Source organism: Methylobacterium sp. CM6241, assembly GCF_054817845.1.
This window is the reverse complement of the sequence record NZ_CM139246.1, coordinates 4009472-4029981: the sequence shown is the minus strand read 5'-3', so window position 1 is coordinate 4029981 and position 20510 is coordinate 4009472. Positions and strand designations below refer to the sequence as shown.

Sequence of the window (20510 nt, the reverse complement as noted above, 5' to 3'; positions counted from 1 at the left end):
CGATGCAGCTCACGATCTGGACCTATGAAGGGCCGCCCCATATCGGCGCCATGCGCGTCGCCACCGCCATGCGGGGACTGCACTACGTCCTGCATGCGCCCCAGGGCGACACCTATGCCGACCTGCTCTTCACCATGATCGAGAGGCGCGATGCGCGCCCGCCGGTGACCTACACCACCTTCCAGGCCCGCGACCTCGGCGCGGACACCGCCGCAATCTTCAAGAATGCGGTGGAGGCTGCCTACGAGCGGTTCCGGCCGGAGGCGATGATCGTTGGCGCGTCCTGCACCGCCGAACTGATCCAGGACGATCCGGGCGGTCTCGCCAAGGCCCTCGCCCTGCCGATCCCGGTCATCCCGCTCGATCTCCCTTCCTACCAGAAGAAGGAGAACTGGGGCGCCTCGGAGACCTTCTACCGGCTGGTGCGCACTCTGGCCGTCCCGGTGAAACCCACCGCGCCGCGCGAGACGCGGCGTCCGCTCTGCAACATTCTCGGTCCCACCGCCCTCGGCTTCCGCCACCGCGACGACCTCGTCGAGATCAGGAGCCTGCTCGGCCGGCTCGGGATCGACGTGAACGTGGTGGCGCCGCTCGGGGCGACCCCCGCCGATCTCGGCCGCCTCGGCGAGGCCGATTTCAACGTGGTGCTCTATCCCGAGATCGCGCGGGCCGCCGGGCAGCACCTGCACAAGACCTTCGGACAGCCGATGGTCGAGACCGTGCCGATCGGCGTCCAGGCCACCATCCGGTTCGTCGAGGAGGTGGCGGCGCTCGCCGGGATCGATCCGGCCCCGGTTCTCGACGGCGCACCGTCGCGGCTGCCCTGGTACTCGCGCTCCGTCGATTCGACCTACCTTACGGGCAAGCGCGTCTTCGTCTTCGGCGACGCCACCCATGCCCTCGCCGCGGCCCGCGTCGCGTCCACCGAACTCGGCTTCAAGATCGTCGGCCTCGGCACCTATACCCGCGAATTCGCCCGCGAGATCCGGGCGGAGGCGGCGCTCCACGGCATCGAGGCCCTCGTCACCGACGATTACCTCGACGTGGAAGCGGCGATCCAGGCCAGCGCCGCCGAACTGGTGCTGGGCACGCAGATGGAGCGGCACATCGCCAAGCGTCTGGGCCTTCCCTGCGCGGTGATCTCGGCCCCGATCCACGTCCAGGATTTCCCCGCCCGGCATTCGCCGCAGATGGGGTTCGAGGGCGCCAACGTCCTGTTCGATACCTGGGTCCATCCGTTGATGATGGGGCTGGAAGAACATCTGCTCGGCATGTTCCGCGAGGACAACGAGTTCCACGCCGACGCCGCGCCCTCCCATCTCGGACCCGCTCACCAGCCTGTCCCTCCCCCCTTTGCGGGGGAGGGTGGCCCTCGCGTCAGCAAGGGTCGGGAGAGGGGAGCGCCAGTTCCGGAGAGGTCGCCCCCTCTCCCGCCTGCTCCGCAGGCACCCTCCCCCGCAGAGGGGGGAGGGAGTTCCAGTTCCGCACAAAGCACCTGGGCCCCCGACGCCGAGAAGGAACTCAGGAAGATCCCGTTCTTCGTGCGGGGCAAAGCCCGCGCCAATACCGAACGGTTCGCCCGCGAGCGCGAACTCCCCCTCATCACAGTCGAGACGCTCTATGATGCCAAAGCGCATTTCGGGCGCTGAGCGTCCGGCCCTCCGCATCGTCGTCGTGACGATGGACAATCACATGGCGAGCGCGCTCGAACGCGCCCGCCGCCGGCTCCATGACGAGATGCCGGGGCTCGTCCTCGGCTTCCACGCCGCCGCCGAATGGGACACCGATCCGGGTGCGCTCGCGTCCTGCAAGGCGGACATCGCGGTCGCCGACATCGTGCTCTCGACCATGCTGTTCATGGACGAGCATGTCCGCGCCATCCATCCGGCGCTGCTCGCCCGCCGCCCGCATTGCGACGCCATGATCGGCTGCCTGTCGGCGAGCGAGATCGTGAAGACGACGCGCCTCAACCGCTTCGACATGGACGGCACCAAGCGTGGCGCCCTCGATTTCCTGAAGAAGCTGCGCGGCAAGCCCGGCGGCCAGGGCAACGCCGCCCGCCAGATGGCGATGATCCGCCGCCTGCCGAAGATCCTGCGCTTCATCCCCGGCTCGGCCCAGGATGTCAGGGCCTATTTCCTCACCCTGCAATACTGGCTCTCGGGCTCGGACGAGAACATCGCCGCCCTGGTGCGCTTCCTCGTCGGCCGCTACGCCGCCGGACCGCGCGCGGCCTGGCGCGAGATCGCCGCCGCTCCGGCCCCCATGAGCTATCCCGAGACCGGTCTCTACCACCCACGCATGAAGGGCCGGATCGGCGAGGACGTGACACGGGTTCCCGCTCCCGCCGGCACCGTGAAGGGCCGGGTCGGCCTGCTGGTGATGCGCTCCTACGTGCTGGCCGGAAACACCGCGCATTACGATGGCGTCATCGCCGCCCTCGAAGCGCGCGGGCTCGCCGTCGTGCCGGCCTTCGCCAGCGGCCTCGACAACCGCCCGGCGGTGGACGCCTTCTTCCGGAGCAACGGGCGCCCCGTCATCGACGCCCTGGTCTCGCTGACGGGATTCTCCCTGGTGGGCGGCCCGGCCTATAACGACGCCTCGGCCGCCGAGGAGACCCTGCGCGGCCTCGACGTGCCGTATCTCGCTGCCCACGCCCTCGAATTCCAGACCGTGGAGCAATGGGAGGCCTCCGATCGCGGCCTCTCCCCCGTGGAGGCCACCATGATGGTGGCGATTCCCGAACTCGACGGCGCCACCGCGCCGATGGTGTTCGGCGGTCGCTCCAGCGCGTCGCCCGGCGCCAATGCCCGCGACATGAGCGTCCATGCGGAACGGGCGGACATGCTGGCAGCGCGCGTCGAACGCCTCGTCTCGCTGCGCAGGACGGAAAAGGCCTCGCGGAAGGTCGCCATCGTCCTGTTCGGCTTTCCGCCCAATGCCGGGAGCATCGGCACGGCGGCGTTCCTTTCGGTCTACCACTCGCTCCACAACACGCTGAAGGGCCTGAAGGCCGACGGTTACGACGTCGCCGTGCCGGACAGCGTCGACGACCTGCGCAACGCCGTGCTCGCCGGCAACGCAGCCCGCTACGGCACCAGTGCCAACGTCCATCACCGCATCCCGGCCGACGACCATATCCGGCGCGAGCGCCACCTCTCCGAGATCGAAGCGCAATGGGGTCCGGCGCCGGGGCGCCAGAACAGCAACGGCTCGCAGATCTTCGTGCTGGGCGCGCAATTCGGCAACGTCTTCGTCGGCGTGCAGCCGGGCTTCGGCTACGAGGGCGACCCGATGCGGCTGCTGTTCGAGCGCGGCTTTGCCCCGACCCACGCCTTCTCCGCCTTCTACCGTTACCTGCGCGAGGATTTCCGGGCCGACGCCGTGCTGCATTTCGGCACGCACGGGGCGCTCGAATTCATGCCCGGCAAGCAGACCGGCCTGTCGGCTTCCTGCTGGCCCGAGCGCCTGATCGGGCCGCTGCCCAATGTCTACCTCTACGCCGCCAACAACCCGTCCGAGGGGATGATCGCCAAGCGCCGCTCGGCCGCCACCATGGTGAGCTACCTGACGCCGAGCCTCACTCAGGCGGGCCTCTATCGCGGGCTCATCGACCTGAAGGCCTCGGTCGAGCGCTGGCGCGGGCTGGAGCCAGAGGCGGAAGCCGAGCGGCGCGAACTCGGCCAGCTGATCCAGGCGCAGGGCTCAGCCCTCGACCTGACATCGGCCGAGCCGGCCTGGTCCGGGGACATGTCCGGCAGTATCCTGGCCCTCGGCCTCGCGCTCAGCGAACTCGAACACAGCCTGATCCCACACGGGATGCATGTGGTCGGGGAGGGCACGCCCCCTGAAGAGCGGATCGACCTGCTGACCGCCCTGGCCGAAGCCTCGAACGGGCTCCGGCCCGACCGCGCCGGCATTGCCGCCCTGGTGGCCGGCGACACGATCGACAAGGCCCTGACGGCCTCCGGCCTGCCCCTCGACGACGCCCATCGCGCCGCCTTCATCGCCCTGCGCGAGACCGACACGCTGCTGGCGCAAGACCACGAGCTTCCGGCCTTGATGCGGGCGCTCGATGGCCGCTTCATCCCGCCCGTTGCCGGTGGCGACCTCCTGCGAAACCCGTCCGTGCTGCCGACGGGGCGCAACATCCACGGCTTCGACCCCTACCGCCTGCCCTCGGCCTTCGCGGTAGCTGACGGCACCCGGCAGGTCGTCCGCATCCTCGCCCGCTACCGCGACGAGGGTGCGCCCTTGCCCGAGAGCATCGCCCTCGTCCTGTGGGGCACCGACAACCTCAAGAGCGAGGGCGGCCCCATCGCGCAGGCCCTGGCCCTGATCGGCGCGAGCCCACGCTTCGACGGCTATGGCCGCCTGTGCGGCGCGACGCTGATCCCCCTCGAAGAGCTCGGCCGCCCGCGCATCGACGTGGTGGTGACCCTGTCGGGCATTTTTCGCGACCTGCTCCCTCTTCAGACCAAGCTGCTGGCGGAAGCCTCCTATCTCGCAGCCACCGCCGACGAACCACCGGAGTGGAACTTCGTGCGCAAGCATGCCCTCGCCCACATGGACGAGCACGGGATCGACATGGAGACGGCAGCCCTGCGGGTGTTCTCCAACGCCGAGGGCACCTACGGCGCCAACGTCAACAACCTCGTCGAATCCGGCCGCTGGGAGGACGAGGACGAGATCAGCGAGACCTTCTCGCGCCGCAAATCCTTCGCCTATGGCCGCAACGGCCGGCCCACCGCCCAGCGGGCCCTGATGGGCAGCGTGCTGGCCAAGGTCGATCTCGCCTACCAGAACCTCGATTCCGTCGAAGTCGGCGTGACCTCGGTCGACCATTACTTTGATGGCCTCGGCGGGATGGGCCGGGCGGTGGCCCGCGCCAAGGGCGAGGCCGTGCCGATCTTCATCAGCGACCAGACGCGGGGGGAGGGCGTCGTGCGCTCCCTCTCCGAGCAGGTCTCCCTGGAGACCCGGACCCGCATGCTCAACCCGAAATGGACCGAGGGCATGCTCGGCCACGGCTACGAGGGCGTGCGCCAGATCGAGGCGCATCTCACCAACACCATGGGCTGGTCGGCCACCTCCAACGCCGTCGCGCCCTGGATCTACCAGCGCATCACCGAAACCTACCTCCTCGATCCGGCGATGCGCGAACGCCTCGCCGCCCTCAACCCGACCGCGTCCGCCAAGGTCGCGCATCGGCTGATCGAAGCGCATCAGCGCGGCTTCTGGACTCCTGACGCGGCCACGCGCGACGCGCTCGACCGTGCCGAGGAGGAGCTCGAAGACCGTCTCGAAGGCATCACCGCAGGGGTCGCCGCATGAACATCGCCATCCGTAATCCCGTGGCCTCGCGCCGCGAGGAAGGCAGCCTCCAGGTCGAACTCGATCCGGCGCTGAAGATCGGCACCGCCAAGGTCTTCGCCGTCTACGGCAAGGGCGGCATCGGCAAGTCCACCACCTCGTCGAACCTGTCGGTGGCCTTCTCGAAGCTCGGGAAACGCGTGCTGCAGATCGGCTGCGACCCGAAGCACGATTCGACCTTCACTCTGACCAAGCGCCTCGCCCCCACGGTGATCGATGCCCTGGAGGCGGTGCAGTTCCATTCCGAAGAATTGCGGATCGAGGACTTCGTGGCCGAGGGCTATAACGGCGTCATGTGCGTGGAGGCCGGCGGCCCCCCCGCGGGCACCGGCTGCGGCGGCTACGTGGTCGGGCAGACGGTGAAGCTTCTGAAGGAGCATCATCTCCTCGAAGACACCGACGTGGTCATCTTCGACGTGCTCGGCGACGTAGTCTGCGGCGGCTTCGCCTCTCCGCTCCAGCATGCCGACCAGGCGCTGATCGTCACCGCCAACGACTTCGATTCGATCTTCGCCATGAACCGGATCGTGGCCGCGATCCATTCGAAATCGAAGAACTATCCCGTGCGGCTGGGCGGCGTCATCGCCAACCGCTCGGCCAAGACCGACGAGATCGACCGTTTCAACGCCGCCGTCGGCCTCGAGCGCATCGCGCATTTCCCCGACCTCGACGTGGTCCGGCGCTCGCGCCTCAAGAAATCGACCTTGTTCGAGATGGAGCCGACGCCCGAACTCATCGCGGTGACGGACGAGTACATGCGGCTCGCGGCCCATCTCTGGGCCGGCGGCAAGCCGCTCTCGGCGATGCCGATGAAGGACCGCGACCTGTTCGAGTTCCTCGGGTTCGATTGAGGGGGGCCGCCATGACGAGCACCAGCTACGCGGCGCGCCGGTCGCAACTGACCACCTATTTCGACCGCACGGCGGTGGAGGCCTGGGCGCGCCTCACCACCGACGCCCCGGTCTCGAAGATCCGCGCCACCGTGCGGGCCGGGCGGGACGCCATGCGGGCGAACCTGCTCTCCTGGCTGCCCGAGGATCTCACCGGCCGGCGCATTCTCGATGCCGGCTGCGGGACGGGAGCCCTCAGCGTCGAGGCCGCCCGCCGCGGGGCGGAAGTGGTCGCCATCGACGTCTCGCCGACGCTGGTGGGCCTCGCCCGCGAGCGCAGCGCCGAGCTGCTCGGCGGCCACCATATCGACTTCCGCGTCGGCGACATGCTCGATCCCTGGCTCGGGCGCTTCGACCACGTGGTCGCCATGGATTCGCTCATCCATTACAGCGCCGGCGACATCGTCCGGGCCCTGGCGGAACTCGGCCTGCGCACCGACGGGTCCCTTGTCTTCACGGTGGCCCCGCGCACGGCGCTCCTCACCCTGATGCACGCCGCCGGCCGCCTGTTCCCGCGCGGCGACCAGGCGCCCGCCATCGTGCCGATCACCGAAGGCGGCCTGCGCCGCCGGATCGGCGGGGAGGCCGCACTCGCCGGGTTCGCTGTGGGGCGGACACAGCGGGTCAATAGCGGGTTCTACCTGTCGAACGCCGTGGAGTTGGCGCGGAAAAGCCCTCCCCGCATCGCTGGGGAGGGGGGAACCGTGCCATGAAACCCGCCGACCTCACCGCCCGCCTGCTCACGCGCCTCGGCCCCGGCCTGATGCCGTTCCTGCCCTTCGCCGACGCGGCGACGCCGGAACTGCCGCTGGGACGGTTGCTGCGGCTGTCGCTGTTCCAGGTGACGGTGGGGATGGCCGCCGTGCTCCTCATCGGCACGCTGAACCGGGTGATGATCGTCGAACTCGAAGTCCCGGCCTGGATCGTGGCCGTGATGCTGTCGCTGCCGCTGGTCTTCGCCCCCTTGCGGGCCCTGGTGGGGTTCCGCTCGGACACCCACCGCTCGGTCCTCGGATGGCGCCGCGTCCCCTACATCTGGTTCGGCACCCTGCTGCAGTTCGGCGGTCTCGCCATCATGCCGTTCGCGCTGCTGATCCTGTCCGGCGACACCACCGGCCCGGCCTGGCCGGGCCATGTGGCGGCGGCGCTCGCCTTCGTCATGGTGGGGGCCGGCCTCCACACCACCCAGACCGTCGGCCTCGCGCTCGCCACCGATCTCGCCCCCGCCCATGCGCGGCCGAGGGTCGTGGCCCTGCTTTGCGCGATGCTGCTGGCCGGTATGGTGGTGAGCGCGGTCGCCTTCGGGCTGCTGCTCGCGAACTTCTCCGCGATCCGCCTGATCCAGGTGATCCAGGGCGCGGCCCTGGTGACGATCCTCCTCAACGGCATCGCCCTGTGGAAGCAGGAGGCGCGACAGCCCGGACGCACGGCGACGGACCTGCCGCGCCCGAGCTTCTTGCAATCCTGGTCGGCCTATGCCGGCAGCGGCTTGGCGCGACGGCGTCTCGTCGCCACCGGGCTCGGCACGGCGGCCTTCTCGATGCAGGACATCCTGCTCGAACCCTATGGCGGGCAGATCCTGCATCTGCCGGTGGCCGCCACCACGGCGCTCACCGCGATGCTCGCGGCCGGAGGCGGGGTCGGCCTATTGCTCGCGGCGCGTTGGCTCGGCCGGGGCGGCGATCCGTTCCGGGTCGCGGCGGCCGGCAGCGTCGTCGGCATCGTCGCCTTCTCGGCGGTGATCTTCGCCGCGCCCCTCGCCTCGGCCCAGCTCTTCACCACCGGCGTCACGCTCATCGGCCTCGGCGGCGGTCTGTTCGCGCACGGAACCCTCACCGCCTCCATGGCTAAGGCGGGGCCGGAGGAGACCGGGCTCGCGCTGGGCGCCTGGGGCGCCGTCCAGGCCAGTGCGGCCGGAATCGCCATCGCGGCGAGCGGCATCCTGCGCGATGTCGGCTCCAGCCTTTCGGCCTCAGGGGCGCTGGGCGAGGCGATGAGCGACCCGTCGGTGGGCTACCTCATCGTCTACCACATCGAGATCGCCCTGCTCTTCGCGACGCTGCTGGCCATCGGGCCCCTCGTCCGTGATCCGACCACCCGCCTCAGGCAGGGGCGCACCCTCCTGCCGACCCCCGTTTCCCGTCAAGGAGCCTGACCATGCAACGAGGTGAAATCACGGGTTACATCGACGTCGCCCAGGTCGTGCTCTACGCATTCTGGATCTTCTTCGCCGGCCTCGTCTTCTATCTTCGGCGGGAAGACCGGCGCGAAGGCTATCCGCTGGAGAACGAAGTGGCCGGACGCCTGAAGCGGCCGGACCCGATCCTGATCCCGAGCCCGAAGCAGTTCCTGCTCTCGAACGGCCTGGTGAAGACCGCGCCGCAGACCGACATGCAGCCCGCCCGGAACTACAGCGGCCACAAGCGCGAGGTCTGGCCCGGCGCCCCGATGGAACCGGATGGCGACGGGCTTCACGACCAGATCGGCCCCGGCTCCTATGTCGACCGCGACGACCATCACGACCGGACCTGGGACGACGAGAAGCGCATCGTCCCCTTACGCGTCGCCGAGCATTTCGTGGTGCACGAGGATGGTCCCAACCCGATCGGCATGACCGTGTTCGGGGCCGACCGGAAGGTGGCGGGCATCGTCAGCGACCTCTGGATCGATCGCGGAGAGTCGATGGTCCGCTATGTCGAGGTCGAGCTCGCCGGGGGCGGGCGCCGGGTGCTGATGCCCAACACCTTCTGCCGGACGGGCCGGTTCACTCGCACCGTGAAGACCGAGGCGCTACTGGCCCATCAATTCGCGGACATCCCCGGCCAGAAGGACCCGGATTCGGTGACCCTCTACGAAGAGGAGCGGATCATGGCCTATTTCGGTGCCGGCACCCTCTACGCCACCGCCGATCGCCAGGAGCCGTTCCTGTGAGCCGCGCCGCGAGACACCGCCCCGGCGTTCCCGCCAACGCCTTCGACGCTCCGCCCGGCTTGCCAGCACCGCTGCCGCCCGGTGAGCATATCCTCTGGCAGGGCCGCCCCTGCGGCTTCGGCATCGCCGCCCGGGCCCTGCATATCCGCCTCGTCGGCCTCTGGTTCGTCGGACTGGCCCTCTGGGCGGCGATCCCGCCCATCGCCGAAGGCAGCTTCACCGAGGCCGCGCTGGTGGCCGGGCCGACACTCGCCGTCGGCAGCGGAGCGCTGGTCCTGCTCGGCCTGCTCGGCTGGCTCTCCGCCCGCTCGACCACCTACACAATCACCAATCGCCGGGTGGTGATGCGGCTCGGTATTGCCCTGCCGATGACCCTCAACCTGCCTTTCACCCTGATCGAGGGCGCCGGCTGCAAGGTTTTTACAGATGGCAGTGGTGATCTGCCTTTACGGCTGCGGGCCGGCAACCGCGTCGCCTACCTTCATCTTTGGCCTCACGCCCGGCCATGGGCTCTTTTACGACCTGAACCGATGATGCGATCGGTGCCGGAGGCAAAGCAGGCAGCCGAAATCCTCGCCCAGGCCCTGTCAACTGCACTTGACACAACAGAGGAAACTGCGGCTCCTATCGTGGTCGCGCGGAAACGGCAGGTACGTCCTCCGCGCCTCGCCAACGCGAGTTGAATGAAGGGAGGAGACGCGATGACGGCGAAGGCTGATGCCGCCCGGATTCCGCGACCGCTGGTCATTGGATCGCTCGGGCTGATGGGGTTCGTCATCGTCGTGACGGGCATTGGCCGGAGCGAGGGGATCGGCCTCTCGCACATGCCGCCGACCAGAGCTGTCCGAACCGTCGATCTGAGGCCGGAAGACCGCTCCGACGGTGCCATCGTCATTAGGGATGCAGAGAACCGGGCCGTCATCGCCACCGTCGAACCCGGAGAGGACAATTTCGTCCGTGCCACCCTTCGGGGCTTCGGTCAGGCGAGGCTCCGCGCCGGCCTCACCCGAGACCAGCCCTTCCGCCTGACGCGCTTCGCCGATGGCGGTCTCGAACTCTCCGACCCGTCCACCGGACGCGTGGTCAATCTCGGCGCCTTCGGCCCGTCGAACTTCGCGGCCTTCATCAGGCTCCTCGCAGATACGAGACTCGCCGACAGCGGAGCGGTGCGATGAGTGCGTGGTTCGGACAGCGGATCGTCGAGGTGCCCTGCACCGTCGAGATCGAGCAGACCCCCGAGACCCTCCACGCCCACGTGACCCTGGACGCCACGTTCGAGATCGAACCGGGAGACGAGGTTCAGGTCCACGACGCACCCACCTCCGTTCCCTATGGCGAGCGCCTTGTGGTCCGCCGCACCGCCACGATCACCCGTGCCGGCATCCTGGAGCGGCTCTGGACCAAATTCGCCGGCCATTTCGAGCTCACCGAACTCTACGAAGTCAGCTTCTCAGAGAGGAGGCGCCTGTGAACGTCTCGATCCAGCACCAAGGCCCGAAGGGCGTCACGCCGAAGCTGCCCATGAACGAGGGCACAAAGGCCGCCCAGGAGACGACCTTCCTTTCACCCCGCTTCTACACCACCGATTTCGAGGAACTCGACCGCACCGATGTCGAGCCCGTGCGTAAGCAATGGGACATCCTGATCGCGGAGCTCCGCGCCGACCCGAACAAGCGCCACTTCACTCGCAACGAGGAGTTCGACCTCGACATGTCCGGCCTCGACCCGGACCTGCGCAAGGAATTCATGGATTTCCTCGTCTCCTCGATCACCGCCGAGTTCTCCGGCTGCGTGCTCTATGCGGAGATGAGGAAGCGCGCCAAGAACCCAGACATCCGCGAACTGTTCGGCTTCATGAGCCGGGACGAAGCCCGCCACGCCGGCTTCATCAACGACGTGCTCAAGGATTTCGGCATCGGCGTCGATCTGGGATTTCTGACCAAATCGAAGAAATACACGTTCTTCCGGCCGAAGTTCATCTTCTACGCCACCTATCTCTCCGAGAAGATCGGCTACGCTCGCTACATCACCATCTTCCGCGAACTGGAACGCAACCCGGAAAGACGTTTCCACCCGATCTTCAAATGGTTCGAGAAGTGGTGCAACGACGAGTTCCGTCACGGCGAGGCCTTCGCCCTGCTCATGCGCGCCAACCCGAAGCTGACTACCGGCATCAACCGCTACTGGATCAAGTTCTTCCTGCTCGCCGTCTTCGCCACCATGTATGTGCGCGACCATTGCCGGCCGCATTTCCACAAGGCGCTCGGGGTCGATCCGACCGATTACGACTTCAAGGTGTTCCGGATCACCTCCGACATCTCGAAACAGACCTTCCCGCTCACACTCGACCTCGACAATCCGAAGTTCAAGGCGGCCCTCGACCGGCTCCTCGTCTGTTCGACCAGGCTCGCCGACGCCAAGGCGCAGGGCGGGATCGTGGGGAGGCTCAAACAGGGTGCCTGGATCGCGGCCTCGGCGGTCAACTTCGTCCGGCTCTATGCCCTGCCGACCATCGACAACCCGATGCCGGCCGAGATCCGACTCGAGCCGGTCTGGTAGCGTGGGTGCCTATGCGGTCCCCGCGCTCTACGCGATCGTGGTCTGGTGGTTCTCCACCGGACTGATCCTGCTTCTCGACCTCAAACCCCGGCACACCCATGCCTGGAGCATGGCGGGAGCGACCCTGGTGCTGGCCGGCGCCGTCTGGGCCATCGCCCGAAGCGCCGGCGACACGAGCGAGGCGGGAGCCTATATCGCTTTCACCGGAGCGCTGCTGGTCTGGGGCTGGCAGGAGATGAGCTATTACATGGGCTTCGTGTCCGGCCCGCGTGCCGTCGGATGCGCACCGGGCACGCGAGGCCTCGCTCGATTTCGGGCGGCGGTGGCCACGAGCCTGTGGCACGAGGCGGCGATCGTCGCCGGGGGAGCGGCCATCCTCGCCCTCATCTGGGGCGAGCCAAACCGTTTCGCCCTGTGGACCTATCTCACCCTCTGGGGAATGAACCTCTCGGCCCGGCTCAACATGTTCCTGGGCGTGCGCAACCTCAATACCGAGTTTCTCCCCGAGCATCTCAGCTACCTCTCGTGCTTCCTCACCAGGAAGCCGATGAACATGCTGTTCCCGGTTTCGGTCGCCGTCGGGACGGCGCTGACGTTGGCGATCGGGCTGGCCGCCATCGACGAACAGGCACTGCCACACGATGTCGTGGGCCTGACCATTCTGACCACCATGCTGGCGCTCGCCACCCTGGAACACGGGTTCCTGATGCTGCCGCTGCCCTCCGCCGCCCTTTGGAGCTGGAGCCTGCCCTCGGGCAAGAGGCCGTCCCTGCGCGCCGAACCAGCGCCGGTGCATCCCCGCGACCGTGCCTGATCCCCTCGATCCGCCTTCCCTGATCCAAGCTGTGACCGCGCGCTTCCATATCGGACGGGTCGGCGGAAACACGCCGCGCCGATCTACTGGGTAATTTATTGTCGTCCAAAAGCGTCAAGTTTAGTTGACACACTCATGCACTCGGTGGTCAAAAAAGCTGCCGGGACAAGGCAAGGCGTCGCTCGTTCAGACAGGTCGCCGCTCGTTGGGGAAAGGGACGCCATGAACTACGAGACATTCTTCGGGAACGAGTTGGCCGGTCTCCACCGCGAGGGCCGCTACCGCGTCTTCACCGATCTCGAGCGCCAGAACGGCCGCTTCCCCCACGCCACTCATCACAGCCCCGGCGGCGAGCGCCCGGTGACGGTCTGGTGCTCCAACGACTATCTTGGGATGGGCCAGAACCCTGTCGTGCTCGACGCCATGCACGAGGCGCTCGACCGCTGCGGCGCCGGGGCCGGCGGTACCCGCAACATTTCCGGCACTAACCATTACCACGTGCTTCTGGAGCAGGAGCTCGCCGACCTCCACCGCAAGGAGGCGGCCCTGCTCTTCACCTCCGGCTACGTCTCGAACTGGGCGGCGCTGGGCACGCTGGCCGGCAAGCTGCCGGGCTGCGTCGTGCTGTCGGATGCCGAGAACCATGCCTCGATGATCGAAGGCATCAAGGCCTCCCGCGCCGAGCGGCACATCTTCCGCCACAACGACCCGGAGGACCTCGACCGCAAGCTGCGGATGATCGACCCGGCGCGGCCGAAGCTGGTGGCCTTCGAGTCGGTCTATTCCATGGACGGTGACATCGCGCCCATCGCCGAGATCTGCGACGTCGCCGAAGCCCACGGCGCGCTCACCTATCTGGACGAGGTCCACGCGGTCGGCCTCTACGGCCCGCGCGGCGGCGGCATCTCCGAGCGGGAGGGCCTCGCCCACCGCCTCGACGTCATCGAGGGGACGCTCGGCAAGGCCTTCGCGGTGCATGGCGGCTACATCACCGGCTCGGCCAAGCTCTGCGACTTCGTCCGCAGCTTCGCCTCGGGCTTCATCTTCACCACCTCGTTGCCCCCGGCGGTGGCCGCTGGCGCGGCGGCGAGCATCCGCCATCTCAAGGCCAGCGGCAGCGAGCGCGAGCGCCACCAGGAACGCGTCGCCAGGGTCCGGACCCGGCTCGACGCCGCCGGCATCCCCTACCTCCCCAACGACAGCCACATCGTGCCCGTGATGGTCGGCGACCCCGTCCTGTGCAAGGCGATCAGCGACACGCTGCTCGACGAGTTCGGCATCTACGTCCAGCCGATCAACTACCCCACAGTGCCGCGCGGGACGGAGCGCCTGCGCATCACCCCGTCGCCACTGCATTCGGACGCCGATATCGACCATCTGGTGGGAGCGCTGGCGGCGATCTGGACGCGGATGGGCGTGGAGCAGGCGGCGGCGGAGTGAAGGCAAGAACCCTCCCCCCTCCGCGGGGGAGGGTGCCTGCGGAGCAGGCGGGAGAGGGGTCGACCTCTCCGGAACCGGCGCTCCCCTCTCCCGACCCGCTTCGCGGGCCACCCTCTCCCGCAGAGGGGAGAGGGAGAGGCGCACACCATGTCGAGACACCGGGAGACGGCCTATGGTCCTGAATGGAACGACCCGAACGGTGTCTCCTGGATCAGCCTCCCATCCTCGCTCTCGTCCCGAGGCGCCGGAGCGCAGAGCGGGCCTCGACGAGGCCCTCCGGAGGCCCCGAGGCGACCCGGAGCCCTCCTTCACGGCCCCGCCCGTCACCTTCCCGTTCTCCGCCATCGTCGGCCAGGACGAGATGCGGCGAGCCCTGATGATCGCGGCGGTGGACCCTTCCGTGGGCGGCGTCCTCGTCTTCGGCGACCGGGGCACCGGCAAGTCCACCGCGATCCGGGGCCTCGCCGCCCTGCTGCCGCCGATGAAAGCCGTGATCGGCTGTCCTTATTCCTGCGACCCCGCGAAAGCCGCCGGCGAGTGCCCGCATTGTTCCGGCCGCGCCGACGCCAGACGAAGCCACCTCGCGCCGGTGCCGGTGGTGGACCTGCCGCTGGGTGCCACCGAGGACCGGGTAGTGGGCGCGCTCGACCTCGAACGGGCGCTCACCCGTGGCGAGAAGGCGTTCGAGCCGGGGCTGCTGGCCCGCGCCAATCGCGGCTTCCTCTACATCGACGAGGTCAACCTCCTCGACGATCACCTCGTCGATCTCCTCCTCGACGTGGCGGCCTCCGGGATCAACACCGTGGAGCGCGAGGGGTTGAGCGTCCGGCACCCGGCGAAATTCGTTCTGGTGGGCAGCGGCAACCCGGAGGAGGGCGAGTTGCGGCCCCAGCTCCTCGACCGGTTCGGCCTCGCCGTGGAAGTGACGACGCCGACGGACCTGCCCACCCGCATCGACGTAGTGCGCCGGCGCGACGCCTATGAGCGCGACCCCGCGGGGTTCTGCGCCAGCTATGCCAAGGCCGACCGGGCGCTGCAGAAGCGCCTGACCGCCGCCAGGGCGCGCCTTGCCGGGCTCGACATGCCCGATGCGACCCTGGAGGCCGCGGCCCGGCTCTGCCTTGCCCTGGGCACCGACGGCCTGCGGGGCGAGCTGACTTTGATGCGCACCGGCCGGGCGCTGGCCGCCTATGAGGGGGCCGAGACCGTGGGAATCGAGCATCTCCGGCAGGTCGCGCCGTCGGCCTTGCGCCACCGCCTGCGCCGCAACCCGCTCGACGAATCCGGCTCCACCGCCCGCGTCGCGCGAGCGGTGGAGGAGGTGCTGGGCTCGTGAGCGAGGGCGAGAGCTCGGCGATTTGGGCCGAGGCCCTGCGTGTCGCCCGGCTCGTGGCCGCCGACCCGCATGGCTGCGGCGGCGTGGTGGTGCGCGCCGGAGCCGGCCCGGTGCGCGACCGCTGGCTCGAGATCCTTCGCGAAAACCTCAACCCCGGCAAGCCGTTGCGGCGGATGCCGGCGGGGATCGCCGAGGATCGGCTGATCGGCGGGCTCGACCTCGCGGCGACGCTTGTCGCCGGGCGGCCGGTGGCCCAGGCCGGGCTGCTGGCCGAGGCCGATGGGGGACTGCTCGTCGCCGCGATGGCGGAGCGGATGGGGCAGGGCACCGCCGCGCAGCTCGCCGCCGCCCTCGATACCGGGCGTCTGAGGGTGGAGCGGGACGGGCTGGCGGAGACCCGGCCGGCGCGGTTCGGGCTCGTCCTCCTCGACGAGGGGATCGGCGAGGACGAGGCCGCCCCGGCCTCCCTGACCGATCGGCTGGCCTTCCATATCGACCTCACGACCGTGCCGCCGAGCGCCATGCGAGGGGTGCTTCGACCGCCATGCGACGCCCTTTCGCCGGAATCCGAAACACCGCCGCATGGCGGTGCGCCGAGCGGCCACGATCCCGTCGCGGAGCTGAGCGAGGTCGCGGCCCGGCTCGGCATCACCTCGCTGCGCGCGCCGCTCCTCGCCCTCCGGGTGGCCCGCCTCCTCGCCCGGCTCGACGGGCGCGCCGAGACCGCCGAGGCGGATGCGCGGGAGGCCGCGCGCCTCGTCCTCGGCCACCGCGCCACCCGCCTGCCGGAACACGAGTCGGCCCCCGGGGAGGAGCCGGAGGAGGGCGAGCCATCTCCCCCCGAACAGGCGCCCCCCGGCCCCGAGCCGGAGGAGGGCACGGGCCAGGCGAGCGAGGACCGCATCGTCGAGGCCGCCCGCGCCGCGATTCCCGCCGGGCTCCTGGCGATGCTGATGCGGGACGGCCCGCGCCTGCGAATGCCCAAGGCCGGCAAGGCCGGGGCGAAGGCCGTGTCCGCCCGTTCCGGCCGCCCCATGGGCGCGCGGCCGGGCGATCCGCGAAGGGCCCGGCTCGATCTCATCGCGACCTTGCGCGCCGCTTCCCCCTGGCAGGGCATCCGCCGGCGGGAGAAGGGGGGCGGCACCTGTCTCATGATCCGCCCCGACGACATCCGAATCACCCGGTTCCGGCAGCGCACCGAGACCACGACGATCTTCACCGTGGACGCCTCCGGCTCCTCCGCCCTGGAGCGGCTGGCCGAGGCCAAGGGGGCCGTCGAGCTCCTCCTCGCCGAGGCCTATACGCGGCGGGACAAGGTCGCCTTGGTGGCGTTCCGGGGGGCCGGCGCGGAGCTGGTCCTCGCGCCGACGCGCTCCCTGGTGCGGGCGCGGCGCGGGCTCGCCGCCCTGCCCGGAGGCGGCGGGACGCCGCTCGCCGCCGGCATCGACGCCGCCGGCCAGCTGGCCCTCGGGGTCCGGCGCGGCGGCGGGACGCCGGTGGTGGTGATGCTCACCGATGGCAGGGCCAACGTCGCCCGGTCGGGGATCGCCGGGCGGGAGCGCGCGGGCGAGGATTCGCTCAAGGCCGCCCGCCTTTTCCGCGAGGCGGATGTCCGCGCCATCCTGATCGACACGGCCCAAAGGCCGCAGGATTCGGCGCGCCGCCTCGCCGCCGCCATGGGGGCGCGCTATCTGCCCCTGCCCCATGCCGATGCGGGGGCGATGAGCGCCGCGATCCGGTCGGCGAGGGAATAAAGGGTTCCAGCATGCGCGCGCCCGCCGAACGACCCCGCTGGGAGAGCGAGGGCGCCGACTGGCCGCATCGCGAGGCGAGCCGCTTCGTCACGGCCTCCGGCCTCAACTGGCACGTGCAGGAGATGGGGGCGGACGGGGCCCCGACCGTGCTGCTGCTCCACGGCACGGGGGCCGCCACCCATTCCTGGCGCGGGCTGATGCCGCTCCTGGCGACGCGGTTCCGAATCGTCGCCCCGGACCTGCCGGGCCACGGCTTCACCGACCCGCTCCCCGCCGCAAGACTCTCCCTGCCGGGGATGGCGAGCGCCGTCGGCGACCTCCTCGACAGCCTCGACCTCCGCCCGAGCCTGGTCGTCGGCCATTCGGCGGGGGCGGCGCTCCTGGTCCGGCTCTGCCTCGACGGGCGGATCGCGCCCGATCTCCTGATGGCGCTCAACGGCGCGCTCACCCCGTTTCCCGGCCTCGCCTCGGTGCTGTTCCCCAGCATGGCGCGGCTGCTCTTCCTCAACCCGGTCACGCCCAAACTCTTCGCCTGGACCGCCGACCGCCCGGCGGTGGAGCGCCTGATTCGCGGCACCGGCTCGCGCCTCGACCCGCAGGGGCTCGATCTCTACCGCCGCCTGTTCCGCAAACCCGGCCACGTGGCCGGGGCGCTCGGCATGATGGCGAACTGGGACCTCGCCACCCTCGACCGCGCCATCCCCCGCCTCGCCACCCCGACGCTCCTCGTGGTCGGCAGCGAGGACAAGGCCATCTCCCCCGACACCGCCTTCGCCCTGAAGAAGCGCCTGACCCACGCCCGCGTAGAGCTGCTGCGCGGCCTCGGCCACCTCGCCCATGAGGAGGCACCGGAGAAGGTGGCGGAGGTGATTTTTGGGGCGATGGATTTGGCGGTGGGGGAGGGGGTCGGGGTTACCGCATCGCCATGACGAGATTTTCGCGGTGTTTCGGTCCTGACTTCAGCTCTAAGGTATGCATTGGGTAGGGCTAGGTTAGTCCGCGTTTAGCTTTACGATAGGCACGCCGGACAGCGCAATTCTGATCTACCAAGTGAAATGGATTTCGGCCAATCTCGGGCCAATAATCTTTGGGCATGCCGCAGACCATGGCGCAGGTTGGAGGAAGGTCAGCATTCGCCGCGTTTTAAGATTTTTCTTAGATCAGAAAATCTTCTGTTAAGGCTAAATAACCTCATTTCAGCAGCATCTAATCTAATGATAAATATAAAAATGCAATTACTATCTTCTTTTATTCTTATAGATATCCTCCATAAGATCAACAATGAACCTGCTATCTAAACCAAACCGCCTATCTATTACTGTCTCTGACAATCTAACGCTACCATTCATTACACCATCTAGATTCATCATATTACGGTAAATTTGCACTAAATCGTCCGATGTGTAATATTCAGACCGCATGTGGCTGTATGTACTTCGCCCATCCATTGTTCTTTTTATATCCATAAATAAATCAGTCATTCTGTGTAAGACCGGAGTTATTGCATCTCCGATTTCACGTGGTGCATCAGCATTTCGAAAGTAAGCATAGGCAAGACGCTCAAGCCGCTTAAATTCACCCTTATTTTCAGCGCCTGCCAATTCTCGATAAAATGGATCAAGAATACGAAAGGGTGTTCCATAACTAAAGGATACATCAGGCCACCCATTCTCTCGGTAGTACCCATACAGACCATAAGGAAAGAGCGCTGAGAATTCATTGCTTACGGTAATATCTCTTTCAATAGAAGAAAAAGACCCCGAATGTATCCGGTGCATAATAAAGGCAAAAAACATTCCACTAATCTGTTTATCGGAGAGTATACCTTCAATTAAACTTCCAGTAATGCCTTTAAATCTCGCCAAATCTGTCTTCGTCGCAAACCGATTCACCCAATCCATTCCCACTCGCCTTAGCTCACCGTCGATAGGATGTGGGGGCTTTGCAAGTTTTCGAGCGTGCTCCACTGCTTGAGTAAAGCGTCCTACCCAATAGCGTGAATGAACCGGCGTTTCGTGAAATATGTCACTGAAAGTAGCTGCTATATCACGAGCTACCCACACCTCGCTCTCGCGACGATATACACCTCCTCGCGCGTCAGCTAGGATCTGACTGAGATCCCGAAGCACCTCTACTGCATCTACTTGATCTCCATGATGTGATATGAGATCCGTCACTTGCGCATCTCCGCTGATTATGAAGCAATTGCCTTCCAACCAATACGGAAGCGGAGCCGGATCACCTTCACGGTACTTAATTTTCGTAGCAGCAGGCGGTAATTGGTGATCAATGATAAACCGTTCGCGGTTCGGAAATAACAGAAAATCCTTAATATTGAAATCAGCGTCCATCTCTGGGATGTACATAGCATTACTAAGCGGGCTCATAAATACCGGCAAGCCAATAGAATCGGCTATACGGGTAATTTTCACAGCACCGAAGAGTTGCTTTACTTCACTCCCCATCACAATCTTACACCCGCCCGCTCATAAATTCTCTCAACGCACTCAGACATGCGCGCATAATATCCATGCAAGCTCGCCGGCAGATGACTATATGTTTCAACAAATTTAGTCATTTCGTTTAGCTTTAACCACAGCTCTTTTTCTCTTCGAAGCTCGCTCGGAACGACAATACCGACGAGATCTTCTTTCAGTAGAGGAACGTCTTCACTTACAGAAATTTCGATAGCTGCAGCCCTATCGTCCATTTTTGCAGCTGAATTTTCGCCGGCTAGCTTTGATACTGCTAAAATCTCTCTGTGACGAGGAAGAAGATCGTGTTCTCGTTTGACCTCTTCTTCGCCCATCGGCCGCCTGAAAAAATACTGCTCCGGGGTCCGATAGACCAGGGAAATAAGCCGCCCGATATTTCGAGGGTCGCCGGATATATCAAATCTATTAATCTGAAACATAGTCATGTACGTAGGAAATCTATTTATAGAAAAAGCTCCGCTATCGAAAGGAAATACCCTTTTTATATTAGGCGGGCTTCTAAATTTCATAACGAATGCCATTGGAAGCTCCCAATCGCCCGGATTGAGGACATCATCTCTTTTGTAGGCTGGTCGTCCGACAAAAAAATAACACAGCTTTTCAGGCCGGAACACTGTACAAGGCACAGCAAGTATCTTCTCAGATTCTAAGAAATCCCAGATGTCGCCAGAACTGGCGCTATGAACCCAAGGCGGCTCCTTTGCTACCTCTAAGTTGCTCGCCTCAAGATACTCTTTCAGGGACGGTGGTCTTGGTATCAATCTTCTCCCCCTTGAACTCGATGGAGCCAGAATGAACTCCCTAGCATTTTAGAACTCTAAGGGATCATAGCGCCTCTTTCAGGCAAGTTCGCTGACGCGTTTAAAAGGTGCATGGCAAACTTGGGGCACGGAGCTCGCGCGTCACGGTGCTGGAGCG

General features: G+C 66.5%; 17 protein-coding genes. 15 read left to right on the top strand and 2 right to left on the bottom strand.

Features of this window, described 5'->3' with window-relative positions; all coding sequences use genetic code 11:
* Window positions 1-2: 2 nt before the first annotated feature.
* From bchB to bchO, 15 genes are all read left to right on the top strand, one after another.
* The gene (bchB, locus tag ACYQR9_RS18880) at window positions 3-1649 is read left to right on the top strand and encodes a ferredoxin:protochlorophyllide reductase (ATP-dependent) subunit B (RefSeq protein WP_461227681.1); all 1647 of its coding nucleotides are present in this window, start codon (window positions 3-5) and stop codon (window positions 1647-1649) included.
* Window positions 1624-5334: a magnesium chelatase subunit H gene (locus ACYQR9_RS18875; protein ID WP_461229842.1), complete on the top strand. Its 3711-nt coding sequence runs from the start codon at window positions 1624-1626 to the stop codon at window positions 5332-5334. The genes bchB and ACYQR9_RS18875 overlap by 26 nt, the downstream gene beginning before the upstream one ends.
* On the top strand, window positions 5331-6224 hold the full coding sequence (bchL, locus tag ACYQR9_RS18870; RefSeq protein WP_018043258.1) for a ferredoxin:protochlorophyllide reductase (ATP-dependent) iron-sulfur ATP-binding protein: 894 nt from the start codon (window positions 5331-5333) through the stop codon (window positions 6222-6224). Before ACYQR9_RS18875 ends, bchL begins: the two co-directional genes overlap by 4 nt.
* A gap of 11 nt (window positions 6225-6235) precedes the next feature.
* Complete coding sequence (gene bchM / locus ACYQR9_RS18865; RefSeq protein ID WP_461227680.1) at window positions 6236-6976, top strand: magnesium protoporphyrin IX methyltransferase; 741 nt, start codon at window positions 6236-6238, stop codon at window positions 6974-6976.
* Entirely contained in the window at window positions 6973-8418 is a 1446-nt protein-coding gene (locus ACYQR9_RS18860; protein ID WP_419953735.1) for a BCD family MFS transporter, read from the top strand. The genes bchM and ACYQR9_RS18860 overlap by 4 nt, the downstream gene beginning before the upstream one ends.
* A gap of 2 nt (window positions 8419-8420) precedes the next feature.
* Window positions 8421-9194, top strand: coding sequence for a photosynthetic reaction center subunit H (puhA, locus tag ACYQR9_RS18855; protein WP_461227679.1), 774 nt, complete (start codon window positions 8421-8423; stop codon window positions 9192-9194).
* Entirely contained in the window at window positions 9191-9877 is a 687-nt protein-coding gene (gene puhB / locus ACYQR9_RS18850) for a photosynthetic complex putative assembly protein PuhB (protein ID WP_461227678.1), read from the top strand. Before puhA ends, puhB begins: the two co-directional genes overlap by 4 nt.
* 18 nt (window positions 9878-9895) lie before the next feature.
* Window positions 9896-10369, top strand: coding sequence for a photosynthetic complex assembly protein PuhC (puhC, locus tag ACYQR9_RS18845; RefSeq protein WP_311273849.1), 474 nt, complete (start codon window positions 9896-9898; stop codon window positions 10367-10369).
* Window positions 10366-10665 carry a hypothetical protein gene (locus tag ACYQR9_RS18840; protein ID WP_056425285.1) on the top strand — a complete coding sequence of 100 codons (300 nt, stop codon included), beginning with the start codon at window positions 10366-10368 and terminating at the stop codon, window positions 10663-10665. The genes puhC and ACYQR9_RS18840 overlap by 4 nt, the downstream gene beginning before the upstream one ends.
* A gap of 50 nt (window positions 10666-10715) precedes the next feature.
* On the top strand, window positions 10716-11753 hold the full coding sequence (acsF, locus tag ACYQR9_RS18835) for a magnesium-protoporphyrin IX monomethyl ester (oxidative) cyclase (RefSeq protein ID WP_156467715.1): 1038 nt from the start codon (window positions 10716-10718) through the stop codon (window positions 11751-11753).
* A 1-nt stretch (window position 11754) separates the two neighbouring features.
* Window positions 11755-12567: a putative photosynthetic complex assembly protein PuhE gene (puhE, locus tag ACYQR9_RS18830; protein WP_056425292.1), complete on the top strand. Its 813-nt coding sequence runs from the start codon at window positions 11755-11757 to the stop codon at window positions 12565-12567.
* Window positions 12568-12789: 222 nt separating this feature from the next.
* A complete protein-coding gene (gene hemA / locus ACYQR9_RS18825; protein ID WP_056425295.1) occupies window positions 12790-14007 on the top strand; it encodes a 5-aminolevulinate synthase in 1218 nt (405 codons plus the stop codon).
* Window positions 14008-14206: 199 nt separating this feature from the next.
* On the top strand, window positions 14207-15343 hold the full coding sequence (gene bchI / locus ACYQR9_RS18820; protein WP_461227677.1) for a magnesium chelatase ATPase subunit I: 1137 nt from the start codon (window positions 14207-14209) through the stop codon (window positions 15341-15343).
* Window positions 15340-17097 carry a magnesium chelatase subunit D gene (locus tag ACYQR9_RS18815; protein WP_461227676.1) on the top strand — a complete coding sequence of 586 codons (1758 nt, stop codon included), beginning with the start codon at window positions 15340-15342 and terminating at the stop codon, window positions 17095-17097. Before bchI ends, ACYQR9_RS18815 begins: the two co-directional genes overlap by 4 nt.
* 11 nt (window positions 17098-17108) lie before the next feature.
* The gene (gene bchO / locus ACYQR9_RS18810) at window positions 17109-18026 is read left to right on the top strand and encodes an alpha/beta fold hydrolase BchO (RefSeq protein WP_461227675.1); all 918 of its coding nucleotides are present in this window, start codon (window positions 17109-17111) and stop codon (window positions 18024-18026) included.
* 309 nt (window positions 18027-18335) lie between these two features.
* Here bchO and ACYQR9_RS18805 read toward each other — a convergent pair whose 3' ends face one another.
* Together ACYQR9_RS18805 and ACYQR9_RS18800 are read right to left on the bottom strand one after the other, a co-directional pair.
* The gene (locus ACYQR9_RS18805; protein ID WP_461227674.1) at window positions 18336-19565 is read right to left on the bottom strand and encodes a hypothetical protein; all 1230 of its coding nucleotides are present in this window, start codon (window positions 19563-19565) and stop codon (window positions 18336-18338) included.
* Window positions 19562-20353: a hypothetical protein gene (locus ACYQR9_RS18800; protein WP_461227673.1), complete on the bottom strand. Its 792-nt coding sequence runs from the start codon at window positions 20351-20353 to the stop codon at window positions 19562-19564. Before ACYQR9_RS18800 ends, ACYQR9_RS18805 begins: the two co-directional genes overlap by 4 nt.
* Window positions 20354-20510 lie beyond the last annotated feature (157 nt).